The sequence below is a fragment of the Chitinophaga sp. W3I9 genome (assembly GCF_050434025.1).
Classification (GTDB): domain Bacteria; phylum Bacteroidota; class Bacteroidia; order Chitinophagales; family Chitinophagaceae; genus Chitinophaga.
This window is the reverse complement of the sequence record NZ_JBNPWC010000001.1, coordinates 917183-932800: the sequence shown is the minus strand read 5'-3', so window position 1 is coordinate 932800 and position 15618 is coordinate 917183. Positions and strand designations below refer to the sequence as shown.

The window sequence follows — 15618 nt, the reverse complement described above, 5'->3', positions numbered from 1 at the left end:
ATAAATTTATTCCGTTCTAACTGAACAGGTACAATACATCTTCTTTCGTCAGCTTCTTCACAAAACCACTGTCGTCAGAAATAATTTCCTTCACCAGTGATTTCTTACGTTCCTGCAGCTGCAATATCTTTTCTTCCACGGTGTCTTTACAGATCATGCGGTAAGCGAAGATATTCTTCGTTTGCCCGATACGGTGGGTACGGTCAATGGCTTGTTGCTCTACTGCCGGGTTCCACCACGGATCTACAATATAAACATAGTCGGCAGCAGTAAGGTTCAGCCCCACACCACCGGCTTTCAGTGAAATAAGGAACACGCGGCACTCGTCGTTGTTCTGGAAGTTCTGAATAGCCTTTTCACGATCAACGGTGGAAGTGCTGCCATCAAAATATTCATAAGGTATTTTGAGATGCTGCATCCGGTCGCGGATCAATCCGAGCATGCCCAGGAATTGCGAGAAGATCAACACTTTGTGGTTGCCGATGTTTTCAGAAATTTCGCGGGTGAGTTCATGCAGCTTCACAGAATGGTTCGGATACTGTTCCGTATCATTCAGGATAGCCGGTGAATCGCAGATTTGCCGCAGCTTCATCAGGCCCTGCAGGATGGTGAGCTGAGAGCGTTCCATACCCTGATCTTCAATAACACCGAGGATCTTGGAGCGATAGGTATTCCTGTAGGCATCATAAATATGCCGTTGTTCCGCATCCATTTCGCAGAAAATTACAGTTTCTATTTTTTCCGGGAGATCTTTCGCTACCTGTTCTTTTGTACGGCGAAGGATAAACGGATAGATCAGCTTACGCAGATGTTCTTTTCTTTCTTCATCCTGGAATTTATCGATCGGCGTAGCAAATTCGTTACGGAAAAAGTCCACGCTGCCGAGCATTCCCGGGTTCAGGAAGTTCATCTGGGCATAAATATCGAAGGTATTATTCTGCATCGGAGTACCGCTCAGCGCCAGCCTGTTCTTTGTCTGGAGCAGTTGTGCGGCTTTGGTTACTTTCGACTGCGGATTTTTAATGGCCTGTGATTCATCGAGGATGACATAATCAAACTCCAGTTTCATCAGCAGTTGAATATCACTGCGAAGCGTACCGTAAGTGGTAATGATAGCATCAAATTTACCCAGCTCTTCAGACGATTTTAATCGTGCCGGCCCGTGATGGATATGATGCCTGATATCAGGTGTAAATTTCCTGATTTCATTTTCCCAGTTATAGATCAGCGTAGTAGGACAAACAATCAGCGCCATTGTTTTACCACCGTGCTTGTTCTTGTAATACTGCAGGAAGGTAAGCGCCTGGATGGTTTTACCCAACCCCATGTCATCCGCGAGGATACCACCCCATTTGATATCATCGAGATAGTTCAGCCATTGGAAACCGCTTTCCTGGTAGGGGCGCAGGGTGGCCTGCAGGTTTTCCGGCAGGGCAATATTGCGGATTTCATCAAACTGCAGCAGTTTCCGGCGCTTTTGTTCAAGTTCCAATACTACTGCTTCATCATCAATAAATTCATAGAGTTCATCGATGACACTGAAATTATATTTGCTGAGTTTGAGTCCTTTATCTTTTTCTTCCCCAACTTTGAAGAGCAGGGAATATTTGCGCAGCCATTCTTCCGGCAACAGGCCCAGGGAGCCATCTGCCAGCTGTACATAGTTCTGTTTGTTGGCCAGCGCATTTTTAATATCCTTGATACTTACTTTCTGATCACCATACAATACTTCAATCTGTGCATCAAACCAGTCGATGCCGGAGCTGATCTGTAAATTGGTAACCGGCTTATGCGAACTGAACTTAAAGTTGCGCAGGTTATCGAATCCGAACACCCGCACATTCATTTCTTTCAGTGCATCGAAGAACAGGAAGAACCAGTTATTTTTCAGCGCCTCTTTAGCACGCAGGTAAAAATAATTGTGGTTATCGTGTTGCGTGAAGTTGGTATGTAAGGTGCGGAGTTTATTTACAAAAGTTTCTTCGGCTTCTTTATTCCGGTGGATGATGAGTACTTTATTTCCTTCCTGCACCGTGATCTTGCTCTCATCGTTCCACTCCACTTCCTGGCCGCGGTAAGCAAATCCGGGTTGTATGATAAAAGTTTCGCCCAATTCTTTCAGGAATACCCGTGGCTCGGGCATTACATCTTTCAGTTCTGCCAGCAGTCCTTTATCGAACTGGATATCGTACTGACGGCTCAATGGCAGCAGGTAGTCTTTCAGGTAAGCGGGCCAGTCTTTGCTAGCGATGCGCAGCTGACCGTTTTGACGGAAGAGTTCCACGTGCAGGGCATCCTGCGGGCTTTCAAACAAATAGATCATCTGTTTGTGCAGGAACAGCAACGGGCTTTCCCATTCGTTTTCAGACACATTCACCAGTTCTCCTTCGATGGTCACGTAGCAGTTAATGTCTACATGCGTATCGCCGGTGTTGGTTTTAATGACCAGTTTGAGCCTGTCGGCGCCTATCTGCAGTTGTTGCAGGTTCTTTGTTTTAAACGCCTGCCGGTTGGGCAGTTCAAATACCAATCCATGTTCTGCCAGCTGCGGGAACAGTTTGGCGAGTTTAGGATGCAGGTATTCCAGCATCAGTTCTTTTGTTTCTGTGGGAAGTTCTTCTGCATTTTCGTGCGTTATATTTTCCCAGATACCGGCAAACGGAGAATTTTTGCTGAGAAATTTGCTGACTTCGCTGCCCTGTAATTTTCGTATAGGCGCTATCAGTTCCCGGTCTTTTTCCTTGAACTGGTAGAAGTCGACGTATTTGGTAAGATCCAGTTTGCTGGCCAGTGATACGAAGGCCGTTTGCTCTTCGTTAATTTCGCCGCTTACCAGGTCTATTTTGAAATAAGGGTATAATGTTTCGTTGGCGTTGAAAACCGCTGCCAGCCGTTGTGTAATGGTAATGGTCTCCTCCGGTGGCGGGGGGGCCGTAACCGGTTGCCTGCTGCCTGCGGCGGCGCCATCTACCCGTTTGATGGTGGGGTCCAGTACACGTAAAAACGGTTTGCCGTCCATATAGGAGAAGGCAAACTTTCCGTCCAGGTCGTCGGTAAGAGAATAGCCGTATAAGGATAGCAGCTTGTTCTTTTCTTTGTCCCAGTTGCGGAGGGTATCGAAATAAAACGGACCGTTTTTCTGCAGGAGTTGCAGGAAGAGGGCTGTTTTATGTACACACAGTGCATGTTCTGTTTCATCGCAGGTGCAATGCGTATCAAAAAACCGTTCTTCATTCCGTTGAATGATCAGCGGGAACTCTTCTCCATTGACTTTCAGCAGGGCTTCTACCTTTTCATCTTTGGCCAGGCTTATTTTGGCGGGATGTTTCTTGGCAATTTCCTCTGCTTCTGCCAGTATAGTACCGGAGGTAAGCAGTTTAATGGATTTGATATCGATAGACTTCATTTTAATCAGCGTATGCTGCTGATCAAACTGTGTGTCGAAGCTCTCGAAATGATTTTTGTCCAGCATTTCCTGGAGCTGGAACAGTGCTGCCGCCTCGTGCCGGCAGATGTCGCCCAGGTTGTAAGGGCATTGGCACCGGATGGACATACCGGTAGTTTCTCCATACTTATTGATGGAAACACGGTAATAATTGGCATGTGTGTCGCTCTTAACGCGGAAGGTAGCTGTTTTCAGCACCGGGTCTGCCTCGATGAGCTCAACGCCCCCGGCCGAAAAAATACGCTTCCCCCTGCGGATCACTTCATCAGTGCCGTTGTTGTAAACATATTTTAGCAAATGGGGTAGCGACATACTATACGTTGTTGCCCGCTTTTTATTATCAGCAAAAGGGTTACTAGATATATCAAAAAAACTTAACAGCTGATAAAAAGGCAATCCACAAAAGTAAGCAGAAAATTTCTAATAACCCGCGGGTCACTCATTAAGAACCCGTTAACCGCTCTCCGTTTACTATGGCGGTGTAACGCGTATTTTTCAACATAATTTTTTTTAAATATAGAAGCTTGTTTATCAAGCGTTTACCGGATACGTTTCAGATATCTTTCCAGTGAAAAGTCGACAGCCTCCCTGGCGCCGGTTTTAATATATTTTCCAAAAGCGCCATACATCGCATCATAGTTTAACGGTTTTATGGCGGCATGCAGGGTATTAATTTCGGTGGCAGATAAAGGAATATTATTCGGATAACTGTACATCACCGACACAGTTTTCCTGTCGGAAGATACCTGCACCACATCGCCCACAAGCAAACATCCCTTTCCGGCCGGGGAATACAACACATTGCCGCCGGCAAAATGACCACCGCATAATACCAACCGGATGCCGTCCCACAGCAGCAATTCATTGCCTGCCCATAATTTAATCACATCGTCGTGGCGCTGCAGCCATTGGGCGTCCAGTTGGTGCACATAAACGGGAATGTTGCCAAAAGCATGACTCCATTCCACGATGGTGGAGAAATAATGCGGATGGGAGAGGGCAATAGCCTTGATGCCACCCAGTTTCTCAATAATATTAATCGTAGAGGCGTCGAGGTTAGCTATGCAATCCCAGAGGATATTCCCGGATGGGGTAATCAATAAATGCGCCCGCTGCCCGATGGCAAAATCCGGCGTTGTGTAAATAGCATAAAGATCGGACGCCACCATTTCTATAATATTCCGGTGGGTTTGCCGCACCTGTTCCAGGGTCGTCCATGCTTGTCCGCCGGGATTTACATACTGCCGCTCATCTTCACAAATAGGACAGCATGCCGGCGCCTTTTCTGTGGCATCATATTGCACTCCGCAGGTGCTGCAGATATAGTGTGTCATATCATCCTCTTTAGAAAACAGAATATAGGATTTTTTAGTCAAAGCGAACAAGCCGGCATAACAGAACCATTTGTTTTTATTTCATGGATGCTCCAAGATTTAGTCCACCTGGCTGACCAGCCAATGAAACAAGGCCGGTAAAAAAAGTCCAATACAAAACACATTTTATCCATCGACTTCCCTGGTTCATCATCTTATTTTTGCATCACATTTTTAAACTCTTTTCTATGACAAACAACAACAAACTGGCATTTCTTATTCTTCGTATAGGCATTGGCGTATTATTCACAATTTTTGGTATTATGAAAATTGCCGGCGGCGCCGGTACCTGGGAATTTCTTGGCGGCACCCTGAAAATAATGGGTATTACTTTCTGGCCGGCGGTTTGGGGTATTCTGGCTACCATGGCTGAATTCCTTGGCGGCATTGCACTGATCACCGGCTTCTTTGTACGGCCGGCGGCAATTGCCTTACTACTTACCATGGTAGTGGCAACGCTGTTTAAAATTACCAGCGGCGCGCCCTTTGCCGAAATTTCCTATCCGCTGACGATGTTACTGGTAACCATATTTTTCACACTGAACAAAGGTATCGCCCCAAAGGAGTAGGAGTTTGTCTTGGCTCAGGATTACGCTGATTATACTGATTACTAAGATTTGACCATATTTGATTTTAAAATGATTAAGGGAGACATAAGCGGAAATATCCGCTTATGTCTCCCTTAATCATTTTAAAAATCCAAAGGATAAAATCCAAAAAATCAGTATAATCAGCGTAATCCTGAGAAAGACAAAATCCGCGCTCACCCTGCAATGAGTTCCCCGTCTCTGAACAGTGGCAACACGTTGGCGCCGTCTGCAGTAAGACAGTAGTGAATATCTTTTTCCAGACCGTACTGCGCGAGGCGTTTGTAGTGGGAGGCCTGTTTCATGAAGGTATAGATATCGTGTTTAGCGGAGTGGTAAAGTGTTTCCGCAGCAATGGCGGAGTCGCAGTTTACGTCAAAGTGCTCTTTAATGCGGCTTACCACGGCACCGGCAAACAAGGTATCTTCCATGTTTACACGGTCTTTCCAGGCAGCGCACCCGAGGATGACATTTTGGTTTTGCGCCACCAGGTAATCGCAAACAGCGCTGATGTTGGGGAAGGAACCGGTAATGATTTGTATGGCATCTTTAGCCATGTGGAGCAGCTTAGTACCGTTGGTGGTGGTGAGTACCAGTGTTTTATTTTCCACGAACTCGCGTGGATATTCAAAGGGAGAATTGCCGTATGCCAGTCCTTCTGCTATCCTGCCATCTCTTTCACCGGCGGTGATACCGCTGATCGCGCGGCCGATGTTCACACATTCCTCCACGCTGGCAACCGGTATTACCCGGGAAGCACCGTTGTACAGGGCGGTGCAGATGGTAGAGGTAGCGCGCAGTACATCTATGATAACTACGATGCTGTTTTTTACATCAAACAAATGTAATAATGCCGGAGATAAACATACTTCCAGGCTGGGTTTGTTGCTATCTGTCATTCAGTTATGTTTTGCTTTAATCAAGGATTACCCGCCACTTTTCGCTCTCTGCATAATCCTTAATGGTATTATTTCTTTCCTGCAGGAGCCTGGTCATATATTTTTGCAGGTAGAGCCGCTCAAATATTTTTCCGAACCAACCATAAGGGGCGCCAAAGTCCATAATATCAATCATCACCGTGGCATTCTCTATTGGTTTAAAGTAATGTTCATGATTCATATGGGTAAAGTCGCCGGCAGTCATCTCATCGGTAAAAAACTCGTTTTGACGCATGGCAGTGATTTTAGTGGTCAGTTCCCTCATCTTTCCCAGGTGCTTTGCTCTCCAGGTCACTGTTTCATTATAAGATATCAGGCCGTTGGTGCGGCCTTTTATCGCATCTTCCTGCCGGTGCGACATACTTCGCTTGTGCAGCGTAATGCTCCTGCTCAGGTCGTAGACCCGCTCCAGGGGAGCATAGATAACGGTAGTTAAATGAATAGTAGGCATAGATATGGTAATAAAATATAAAAATTCCGGTGCACCGAAAACTTCCAGGCACCGAAATTAACAACTTTAACCGGCTATTCATACATATTCCTAGCTCAGGAAAGGCACTTTTACCACTTTTGCTTTCAGGGCCTTGTCTCTTACCGCAATAAAAATTTCTGTATCCTGTGCTGCAAAAGCTGTTTTCACATAACCGAGACCGATAGCCTTCTGCATAGAAGGCGATTGGGTACCCGAAGTTACGCGGCCAATTACATTACCTGCAGCATCCCTGATTTCGTAGTCGTGGCGGGGAATGCCTTTATCTACCATTTCAAAGCCTACCAGTTTTTTGGTAACGCCTTCTGCCTTTTGTTTTGCGAATAACTCGCTGGAGGTAAATGGTTTGGTGAATTTGGTAATCCAACCCAAACCTGCTTCCATTGGAGAAGTGGTATCGTCGATATCATTTCCGTAGAGGCAGAATCCCATTTCCAGGCGAAGTGTGTCACGTGCGCCCAAACCGATAGGCTTCAGACCTTTAGGAGTGCCTTCTGCGAAGATGGCATCCCAAATCTTATCGGCTGCTCCGTCGGTATCTTCAAAATAAATTTCGATGCCGCCTGCGCCGGTGTATCCGGTAGCGCTGATCACTACATTTGGTACGCCTGCAAAGGTTCCTTTGGTAAAGGTGTAGTACTTCATGTTCACCAGGTCGGTTTCTGTAAGCGGCTGGAGGATGCTGGTAGCATTGGGGCCCTGGATGGCGAGCAGGCAGGTTTTATCGGAAATGTTGTGCATTTCCACTCCTTTGGTGTTGAACCGGGAAATCCAGTTCCAGTCTTTTTCAATATTACTGGCGTTTACCACCAGCATGTATACTTTATTTTCTTCGATACAATAAACGAGCAGGTCATCTACGATACCGCCTTCGTTGTTTGGCAGGCAGCTGTACTGCGCTTTCCCGGCAGTGAGCTTGGAAGCGTCATTGCTGGTAACACGCTGAATCAGGTCCAGCGCATTTTCACCCTTTAAAATAAATTCGCCCATGTGGCTTACATCAAACACACCGGCGTTGGTACGTACCGCCTGATGCTCATCGTTAATACCAGTGTAGGAAATAGGCATGTTGTAACCCGCAAAGGCAGCCATTTTGGCGCCCAGCGCAATGTGTTTCTCTGTAAAAGGCGTGTTTTTCATACTTTGTTTTTAAAACGGGGCAAAAATAGCGATTTGGAAATTATGAACGGCCAACATAAAACGGCGTATGACTGTTTTAAGACGAAAGGCATACATTATAAATACTTAAAATACAATGATATAGTCAAAAGAATTAACTGCCGATGTGCTTTGGGCCGTCTGTAATTCGTAATTTTGCTGCAACACCCAAAACAGATTCGCTGTGAAAAAGAAGACCTGGCTGTTACCATTGGTAGTTGTAACCATACACGTTCATGCCCAGAAAAAGGAAGACCGCAAAACAATTGGTAACCTGCAAACACACATCAGTTACCTGAGCAGCGATAAGCTGGAAGGCCGCAGTACCGGTGCTCCTGGCGAACAGCTGGCAGCCGCCTATATCTCTGCGCAAATGCAGAAAATAGGATTGACGCCTATGGGCGAGGATGGTTTTTTACAGGCATTTACAGTTAAAGAAACCCGTGAACCGTCGGCAGACTGTCAGATGACCATTGGCGGAAACAAACTGGAAGCAGGTAAACAATTTGTGCCACTGCCTTTCAGTGCCGGTAAATCGGCCAAAGGAGAAGCTATTCCGGGGGTGAACGAACCCGATAATATCTGGCTGATCAATGCAGCCGAACTGGATACCGACGGCCGGAAAAGCATGTCAGACCAGTATTTACAGCAAACACAGACTGCCGAAAAAGCCGGCGCCACCGGTGTGGTATTTTACAATGGCAAAGAAACAGCTCCCGAAGTAATGAAATGGCTGGCCGAACGTCCCAAAGCCGCCGGCATCCCGGCCGTATGGCTTAATGCCGACGTCAGCAAAAAACTGAGCGCTGACGACGCGGATGGATTTCCTATTCACATGCAGGTAGCCTTCAAAACTATAAAACGTAATGGCACCAACGTAATCGGCTATATCAACAATAAAGCTCCCAGAACCATCGTGATTGGCGCGCATTACGATTACCGCGGCTGGGAAACCACCGACAAAACGGAAGACAATGCCAGCGGTACCGCCGCCATGCTGGAAATAGCCCGCTTACTGAAAGGCTCCCGTCTTCATAACAACAATTATATTATTATCGCCTTTTCAGGGAAAGAACAGGGACTTTCCGGCTCTTCTTACTTTGCGTCCCACAGTACCGTAGATCTTTCGCAGGTGAACTACATGATTAATATGGATGGTATCGGCACCCTGAACCCGGGTACGGCATTACAGATCGGTGGTACCGGCACATCGCCCGGATGGTCGGCCATTGTTCAGGAAGCTGCCGGCAAAGAGCTGCCACTGGTATATGATTCCAGTGGTATCAGCAACTCCGATCATGCATCTTTCTACAAAAAAAATATACCGGTACTCTATTTCTGCAAAAATACTTCCGCAGATAAAGTGAACTACGATGGCACCCTGCATGTGCTGAAGCTGGTGTACAACATCATCGACAAAACAAATAACAGGGATAAACTCGCGTTCAGCAGCATCCAGTGAGGTGCCCGAATTAAGATCGCTTCAAAATTTGCAGGTTACATATAAGTGCGAAATGTATATTTTCGCATAAATACGTCATTCGTAAAATTTCAATTTATCCCTATAAATGGACGAGAAACTGGCGCTTATATACCGGTATTTCCAGCTGCTGGAGAGCTTTTCAGCAGATCCCGTTGAATTTGCCAGGATCTTTCATCCAAATATTATTCAGACTGAATATCCAAACCAGCTCTCGAATGAAATTAAACAACGGAACTTTGAGATCATGCTGGAAAGCATGATCACCAATAAAATAATTTTGAAATCGCAGCACTTCAGCGTGCTGAAAGTAGTGGAATCAGGAAATACCCTGGTGGTAGAGGCCAAATGGACAGGGGAAATAGGCGTGGATGCCGGGCATTTCCGCCGGGGACAAATAATGAAAGCATTCATTTGCACCATCATAGAATTCCGCGACGGGAAAATTTACCGGCAACGCAACTATGATTGTTACGAACATTAAAGCTATGAGATTATGAAAAAAATATTATCACTACTGGGAGTTGCTTTGTTGCTGTTTGCGTGTAACCATACCCGTAACGATGAACGCACCACCGACAGATCGGCCTATGACGTTATCACCGAAAAATGCTACGTGTACCGCGAGTTCAAGCCGGCCTCCAACCCGCTGACCGATTCTGTACTGCAATTGAGAAAAGAGCTGACTGATTACCTGGATCAGCACCAGTATAAAAGACATATGGCGGGAAAAGACAGTTTGCTTTTCCACCGCGAAAACGGCCAGGAAGTGATCATTGAGCTGCCCACCCCGCAGGATATCTGGGAACAAAGCACCATCATCGTTTTTGATCCGCAGAAAAATCCTTTGTTCGTAAATTTACACAAAGGCACTGCCCAACTGGAACATTACATTCAAGCAAAATAATCAGATAAGAGTTTGCCGATCATACAAAACATCAGACTAACTGTAGATGCAGTGGTATTTGGATATATTCCCAAAGAAGGCATCGTGGTGCTGCTAATCAAGCGTACCATTGAGCCATACCTGCACAGCTGGGCGCTGCCCGGCGGCTTTGTGCTGGACGATGAAGCCCTGGAAACAGCCGTTACCCGTGAGCTGCTGACAGAAGCCGGCGTAAATATCAACTACCTCGAACAGCTATATACTTTTGGTTTACCCGGCCGCGACCCGCGCGGAAGGGTAGTATCCATTGCTTACTTCGGACTCGTAAATCCCACCAATTTCAAACTGGCCGCCAGTTCCGATGCAGAAGACGCCAAATGGTTCAATATCAAAGACCTGCCCACACTGGCTTTTGATCACGCCGCCATTATTGATATTGCCGTACAACGCCTCCGCAACAAGATCCGTTACGAGCCTATCGGCTTTGAACTGCTGGATAATAAATTCCCTATCGCCGACCTGGAAAAACTTTACGAAACCCTGCTGGACCGGCCTATCGACCGCCGCAATTTCCAGAAGAAGATTAATCATCTCGGGATATTGATCGCCCATAACGAAAAACAGAAACAGGTATCGCAGGGCAGGCCCGCGAAGCTGTTCAGCTTTGATGAAGCCAGGTATTTTAAGCTGAAGAAAGAAGGAATGACGTTTGAAATATAAACCCGTCGCATCATACAGGCCGGTTAAAGATTGAACAGCCACGGCATGCCGGCAATCTTCCACATGCCATTTTCCCTGCAATAATCCCTATATTAATATCCTGTAGCAACCGCATTTCCTATTTTGTGTATTTTTTACAAGAAATATTTTGGGAATACAGAAACGGTTTCTATATTTGTGTAACAATTACACAAAATAGCTCGGATATGCAAAACACAAAGCCCACAGGAGTTATTATCGCCCGGTTCCAAACGCCTTCCCTCCATGAAGGGCACCTGGAACTCATCCGCCAAGTGAAACAAAAGCACAACCGCGTACTCATCATACTCGGCGTTAGCCCGGTGAGAGGCAGCCGTAAAAACCCACTGGATTACTATACCCGTGAACGGATGATCAAGCAGCAATTTCCGGAAATCATTGTACTGCCCCTCAGTGATCAGAAAAGCGATGATGTATGGTCACAGAAACTGGATGAACTGCTTAGCAACAACTTCCCGCACGAAAGCTTTTTGCTGTACGGCAGCCGCAACAGCTTTATGGATACCTACTCCGGCAAATATAAAACAGAAGCCCTGCCTCCGGTACAGGATTATAACGCCACCGCCATGCGGGAAGCGATATCTGACAAGGTGTTTGATACGGAAGAATTCCGCGCCGGTATCATCTACAATACTTACAATCTCTTTCCTTCTGTATATGCTACCGTAGATATTGCATTGTTCAGGAACGATAAGAAAGAACTGTTGCTGGGCCGCAAGCCAAACGAAAACGTATGGCGTCTCCCGGGAGGTTTTTCCGACCCAACAGACGACAACTTCGAAATGGCCGCCGCCAGGGAGTTACAGGAAGAATGCGGCGCCGTGGAAACCGGTCCCATGCAATATGTAGCTTCCCTCAGGGTAAATGACTGGCGCTACCGCAGCGAAGTAAACAAAATCATCACCACGCTGTTCAGCACAGACCTTATATATGGCGAACCCACCGCTGGCGACGACTTACAGGAAATCCGCTGGATAACGGTAACGGATATACCTGGTTTAATTGCCAAAGGAGAGATCAATGATACACATATCCCCCTGCTGGCAAAACTGACCGAAAAATATATTGACTAAGACTAAAACTTTTGAGACATGACAAAGGAAAATCTCATCCTCCTGGCCGATGCTTATAAATATTCCCACCATAAACTGTACATTCCCGGTACACAATTCATCTACTCTTACCTGGAAAGCCGCGGCGGTAAATTTGAAGAAACTGTTTTCTATGGCTTACAATACTTTCTGAAAGAATACCTGAGCGGTGTGGTATTCACCAAAGAAAAACTGGACGAGGCCGAAACCATTCTCACAGAAGTGTTTGGCCGGAAAGATGTATTTGACCGCAGCCGCTTTGAATACATCATCGATAAATACGGCGGTAAACTCCCCGTTCGTATCAAAGCAGTGGCAGAAGGCACGGTAGTGCCTGTACGAAATGTGCTGATGACCATAGAAAACACCGACCCGGAATGCTTCTGGCTCACCAACTTCCTTGAAACACTGCTGATGCAGGTATGGTACCCCTGCACCGTGGCATCCGTATCCAGGGAAATAAAAAAAGTAGTAAAGAAATATTATGAAGAAACAGCCAGTGCAGCTGCCTTCGGCGGTATCGACTTTGTGCTGAACGACTTTGGATTCCGTGGCGCCAGCTCTGTTGAAAGCGCTGGTATCGGCGGGAGTGCCCACCTGGTAAGCTTTGCGGGCAGCGACACCATCCCCGGCTCCGTATTTGCGAAGAAATATTACGATGCACCTGCCGCCCCCGGTTTATCTATCCCGGCTACCGAACACTCCGTTGTTACACTTCTTGGAGAAGAAGGAGAACTGGAAATATTCAAACATATATTGGATAGTTATCCTACCGGCACTATCGCCTGTGTATCTGATTCCTACAACATTTTCAGGGCCTGTGAAGAATACTGGGGCACTGCTTTAAAAGAACAGATCCTCAAAAGAGAAGGCACGCTGGTAATTCGCCCTGATAGCGGCGATCCGGTACAAACCCTGCTCCGCATCTTCACCATACTGATGGATAAATTCGGCTATAGCACCAATGAAAAAGGATTTAAAGTACTGCCTCCGCAGGTAAGGGTAATCCAGGGCGATGGCATCAGCTATTCATCTATCCCCGGCATACTGGAAGCCGTGAAGCAGGCCGGCATCAGCGCAGAAAACCTGGTGTTGGGCATGGGAGGCGCCTTACTGCAACGTGTAAACCGCGACACCCAGGAGTTTGCCCTCAAATGCGCTTACGCTGTGGTAAACGGAAAAGCAATTAATGTTCAGAAGATGCCCGTGGAACTAGACGCCAGCGGCCAGTTACGCACTTCCTTCAAAAAATCAAAAGCCGGGAAACTCAGGCTCATAAAAGACAACAATACTTTCAAAACAGTGTCTGAAGAAGAGGCGCCTGCATCTGCCGACCTGTTACATACGGTATTTGAAAATGGTGAAGTAACACTCAGCTACACCTTTGATGAAGTCAGAAAAACCGCAACACTATAACGTATTCTTATTTCTTCCAACCGTGTTTTCCTCAGGAGGGTGTATCAGATCTACGATACACCCTCTGTTATTTTTGCATAATACGTATACAAAAAATCATCGCATTCCTTAACTTCATGGCATGTATTTACTCATCCCCGGCCGGCATCACCTGCTAACAGATTTTCAGTTCAAATACCTGAACCGCCTGATCAAATGTAAACTGGAAGGCGAAAAAGACGTGTATGGCCAACCGTTAGTCGCACAGGAAATAGAAGGCGTGATCTTCGCGGTTACCTCCGCCAATCATTTAGGCACCAAACGGAACCCGGTGCCATTCTACCTCCGCGCTATGATCATCCAGGAATTTTCTAACTCCCTGGATGTGCCGGTATACGTATACGGTATCGACGATGTAGGCGTGATCAATGATTTTACAGAATATACGGTAAAGACTATACGGCATTCCAGTGAAGGGATCCATTCCCTCACCCCGGCCAATACCCTCGTTATTTGCTCCACCGCAGTAAAGGAGATGTACATCAAACATGGCTTCACCATACTGCCGGCAGAGTGGGACCCGGAAAGCAACCAGTTCACACAACCCATGCCCTGGGATATTGTAAAGCTGGTAGCGCAGGCCGGCGACTGGCGAAAAAACAAAACCGTCCTCGACCAGATGCACCCGGCCTCTTTCAAAATCTGGTCGCTCTACAACGTAGGAGACAAGGTGCAACATATCCTGAAAGATCCTATCATTGGCGCAGACGGCGATCTTACTGCTACGCGCGACTACAACGTATACGTGAAACAAATGGACGACATCGCCGCCCAGAAATACCGGGAAACAGCTCCTTATATTCAGCCTGGCAACATCGGCGATATCGGCTGCGCCGTTGGTTCGTGGATAAAAATGGCCTGCGAAGATGATCGCCTGCATGAATGCGATTTCTACGGTATAGAGGTATCCCGTCATTTGTATGATATCTGTCTTCAAAGAAAACATAACGGTGAATTCGCCAACCCTTCCGTGTTCTTCTCGCAAAAAAATGCAGTGACCAGCCTCGTATTTGAAGCAGGCAGCATGAATACCATTCATACTTCTTCGCTCACCCATGAAATAGAATCATACGGCAGCCGGGAAGACCTGATCGCGTTTATACGTAACCGTTATAATGAACTGGTTCCCGGCGGGGTCTGGATAAACCGGGATGTAGTAGGACCGGAAAACAAAGACGAAACCATTTTGCTCTGGCTCAATGAAACCGACGGGGAAAATGATATCGCATTGCCTGAAAATGCAGGTACGCCCGAACTGGCGGCCTGGCTGGGAAAGCTGTCGACCAAAGCGCTGTTCACGCAGTTCGCGAAAGACTTTCGCCGTCAGGAGGGCTTTCAATTACCCTATGAATGGGTAACCATAGCAGGACAAACTTACGCACAGCTGTCCATGCAAAATGCGTGTGAATTCCTGTTCAAAAAGGATTACCACGATAACTGGCTCAGTGAAATGCATGAAACGTTTTGTTTCTGGAATTATGAAGACTGGAAAGCCGCCCTGGAAGAAGCCGGCCTGCGGCTGGATAATTTGTCTGCTACCTGGCGTAACGAGTGGATTGTGAATAACAGGCTGGAAGGTAAGGTACAATTGATGCGCCCGTGCAAAAATGGTGTACCCTTACCTATCCCTTTTCCTGTTTCGCATATGCTGCTTTTAGCAAGAAAATAATCTGTCACCGGGAAGTGGCTGTAAATCACTTTCCGGTACATCTCATAATCCATAGTCTTTCAGTGGAATTATTTTCGGCTGGTTATCCGCCACCAGCATGTTTTCTGTCTGTTGATCGTTTTTTGGGAGAAGTGTCAGGAATAAATGCATTTGCTGCAAATATAAACTGTGGAGAGATAAACGGGATTGTGAAAAGGAAAGAATTTATTGTTAAAATCAAAGAAAAAGAAAGCCGGAGTATGATTACTCCGGCTATTACCTAAACCTACAACTGTTACACTGTTAGT

General features: G+C 46.5%; 14 protein-coding genes. 9 read left to right on the top strand and 5 right to left on the bottom strand.

What is annotated here, in order from left to right; all coding sequences use genetic code 11:
- Positions 1-16: 16 nt before the first annotated feature.
- Entirely contained in the window at positions 17-3757 is a 3741-nt protein-coding gene (locus QFZ51_RS04125) for an SNF2-related protein (protein ID WP_429043454.1), read from the bottom strand.
- Between the two features lie 227 nt (positions 3758-3984).
- On the bottom strand, positions 3985-4779 hold the full coding sequence (locus tag QFZ51_RS04120) for an MBL fold metallo-hydrolase (RefSeq protein ID WP_429043451.1): 795 nt from the start codon (positions 4777-4779) through the stop codon (positions 3985-3987).
- Between the two features lie 227 nt (positions 4780-5006).
- Here QFZ51_RS04120 and QFZ51_RS04115 point away from each other — a divergent pair, with 227 nt between their 5' ends.
- Positions 5007-5387, top strand: coding sequence for a DoxX family protein (locus QFZ51_RS04115; protein WP_429043448.1), 381 nt, complete (start codon positions 5007-5009; stop codon positions 5385-5387).
- A 194-nt stretch (positions 5388-5581) separates the two neighbouring features.
- On the opposite strand, the gene QFZ51_RS04110 is transcribed toward QFZ51_RS04115, so the two are convergent.
- The 3 genes from QFZ51_RS04110 to gcvT all read right to left on the bottom strand — a co-directional run bounded on the left by QFZ51_RS04110 (position 5582) and on the right by gcvT (position 7973).
- A complete protein-coding gene (locus QFZ51_RS04110; RefSeq protein WP_370909026.1) occupies positions 5582-6304 on the bottom strand; it encodes a 2-phosphosulfolactate phosphatase in 723 nt (240 codons plus the stop codon).
- Positions 6305-6320: 16 nt separating this feature from the next.
- Positions 6321-6794 (bottom strand): SRPBCC family protein, encoded by a 474-nt coding sequence (locus QFZ51_RS04105; RefSeq protein ID WP_429043445.1) that lies wholly within the window; start codon positions 6792-6794, stop codon positions 6321-6323.
- A 90-nt stretch (positions 6795-6884) separates the two neighbouring features.
- Entirely contained in the window at positions 6885-7973 is a 1089-nt protein-coding gene (gene gcvT / locus QFZ51_RS04100) for a glycine cleavage system aminomethyltransferase GcvT (protein ID WP_429043443.1), read from the bottom strand.
- Between the two features lie 202 nt (positions 7974-8175).
- On the opposite strand from gcvT, the gene QFZ51_RS04095 reads away from it, so the two are divergent.
- The 8 genes from QFZ51_RS04095 (at position 8176) to QFZ51_RS04060 (ending at position 15594) form a co-directional block, all read left to right on the top strand.
- Positions 8176-9453: a M28 family peptidase gene (locus tag QFZ51_RS04095; protein ID WP_429043440.1), complete on the top strand. Its 1278-nt coding sequence runs from the start codon at positions 8176-8178 to the stop codon at positions 9451-9453.
- 106 nt (positions 9454-9559) lie between these two features.
- On the top strand, positions 9560-9955 hold the full coding sequence (locus tag QFZ51_RS04090; RefSeq protein WP_429043437.1) for a nuclear transport factor 2 family protein: 396 nt from the start codon (positions 9560-9562) through the stop codon (positions 9953-9955).
- 12 nt (positions 9956-9967) lie between these two features.
- Positions 9968-10378: a hypothetical protein gene (locus tag QFZ51_RS04085; RefSeq protein ID WP_429043435.1), complete on the top strand. Its 411-nt coding sequence runs from the start codon at positions 9968-9970 to the stop codon at positions 10376-10378.
- 12 nt (positions 10379-10390) lie between these two features.
- A complete protein-coding gene (locus QFZ51_RS04080) occupies positions 10391-11077 on the top strand; it encodes an NUDIX hydrolase (RefSeq protein ID WP_429043432.1) in 687 nt (228 codons plus the stop codon).
- 206 nt (positions 11078-11283) lie between these two features.
- A complete protein-coding gene (locus QFZ51_RS04075; RefSeq protein ID WP_370909019.1) occupies positions 11284-12189 on the top strand; it encodes an NUDIX domain-containing protein in 906 nt (301 codons plus the stop codon).
- Between the two features lie 18 nt (positions 12190-12207).
- Positions 12208-13623 carry a nicotinate phosphoribosyltransferase gene (locus QFZ51_RS04070; RefSeq protein WP_429043429.1) on the top strand — a complete coding sequence of 472 codons (1416 nt, stop codon included), beginning with the start codon at positions 12208-12210 and terminating at the stop codon, positions 13621-13623.
- Positions 13624-13744: 121 nt separating this feature from the next.
- The gene (locus QFZ51_RS04065) at positions 13745-15331 is read left to right on the top strand and encodes a transferase (protein WP_429043426.1); all 1587 of its coding nucleotides are present in this window, start codon (positions 13745-13747) and stop codon (positions 15329-15331) included.
- Positions 15332-15393: 62 nt separating this feature from the next.
- Entirely contained in the window at positions 15394-15594 is a 201-nt protein-coding gene (locus QFZ51_RS04060) for a hypothetical protein (RefSeq protein WP_429043424.1), read from the top strand.
- Positions 15595-15618 lie beyond the last annotated feature (24 nt).

Bases quoted from the DNA above. Each gene is read 5' to 3' on its own strand.
- QFZ51_RS04125 (WP_429043454.1), bottom strand. From the start codon at position 3,757: ATGTCGCTACCCCATTTGCTAAAATATGTTTACAACAACGGCACTGAT.
- QFZ51_RS04120 (WP_429043451.1), bottom strand. From the start codon at position 4,779: ATGACACACTATATCTGCAGCACCTGCGGAGTGCAATATGATGCCACA.
- QFZ51_RS04115 (WP_429043448.1), top strand. From the start codon at position 5,007: ATGACAAACAACAACAAACTGGCATTTCTTATTCTTCGTATAGGCATT.
- QFZ51_RS04110 (WP_370909026.1), bottom strand. From the start codon at position 6,304: ATGACAGATAGCAACAAACCCAGCCTGGAAGTATGTTTATCTCCGGCA.
- QFZ51_RS04105 (WP_429043445.1), bottom strand. From the start codon at position 6,794: ATGCCTACTATTCATTTAACTACCGTTATCTATGCTCCCCTGGAGCGG.
- gcvT (WP_429043443.1), bottom strand. From the start codon at position 7,973: ATGAAAAACACGCCTTTTACAGAGAAACACATTGCGCTGGGCGCCAAA.
- QFZ51_RS04090 (WP_429043437.1), top strand. From the start codon at position 9,560: ATGGACGAGAAACTGGCGCTTATATACCGGTATTTCCAGCTGCTGGAG.
- QFZ51_RS04085 (WP_429043435.1), top strand. From the start codon at position 9,968: ATGAAAAAAATATTATCACTACTGGGAGTTGCTTTGTTGCTGTTTGCG.
- QFZ51_RS04075 (WP_370909019.1), top strand. From the start codon at position 11,284: ATGCAAAACACAAAGCCCACAGGAGTTATTATCGCCCGGTTCCAAACG.
- QFZ51_RS04070 (WP_429043429.1), top strand. From the start codon at position 12,208: ATGACAAAGGAAAATCTCATCCTCCTGGCCGATGCTTATAAATATTCC.
- QFZ51_RS04065 (WP_429043426.1), top strand. From the start codon at position 13,745: ATGTATTTACTCATCCCCGGCCGGCATCACCTGCTAACAGATTTTCAG.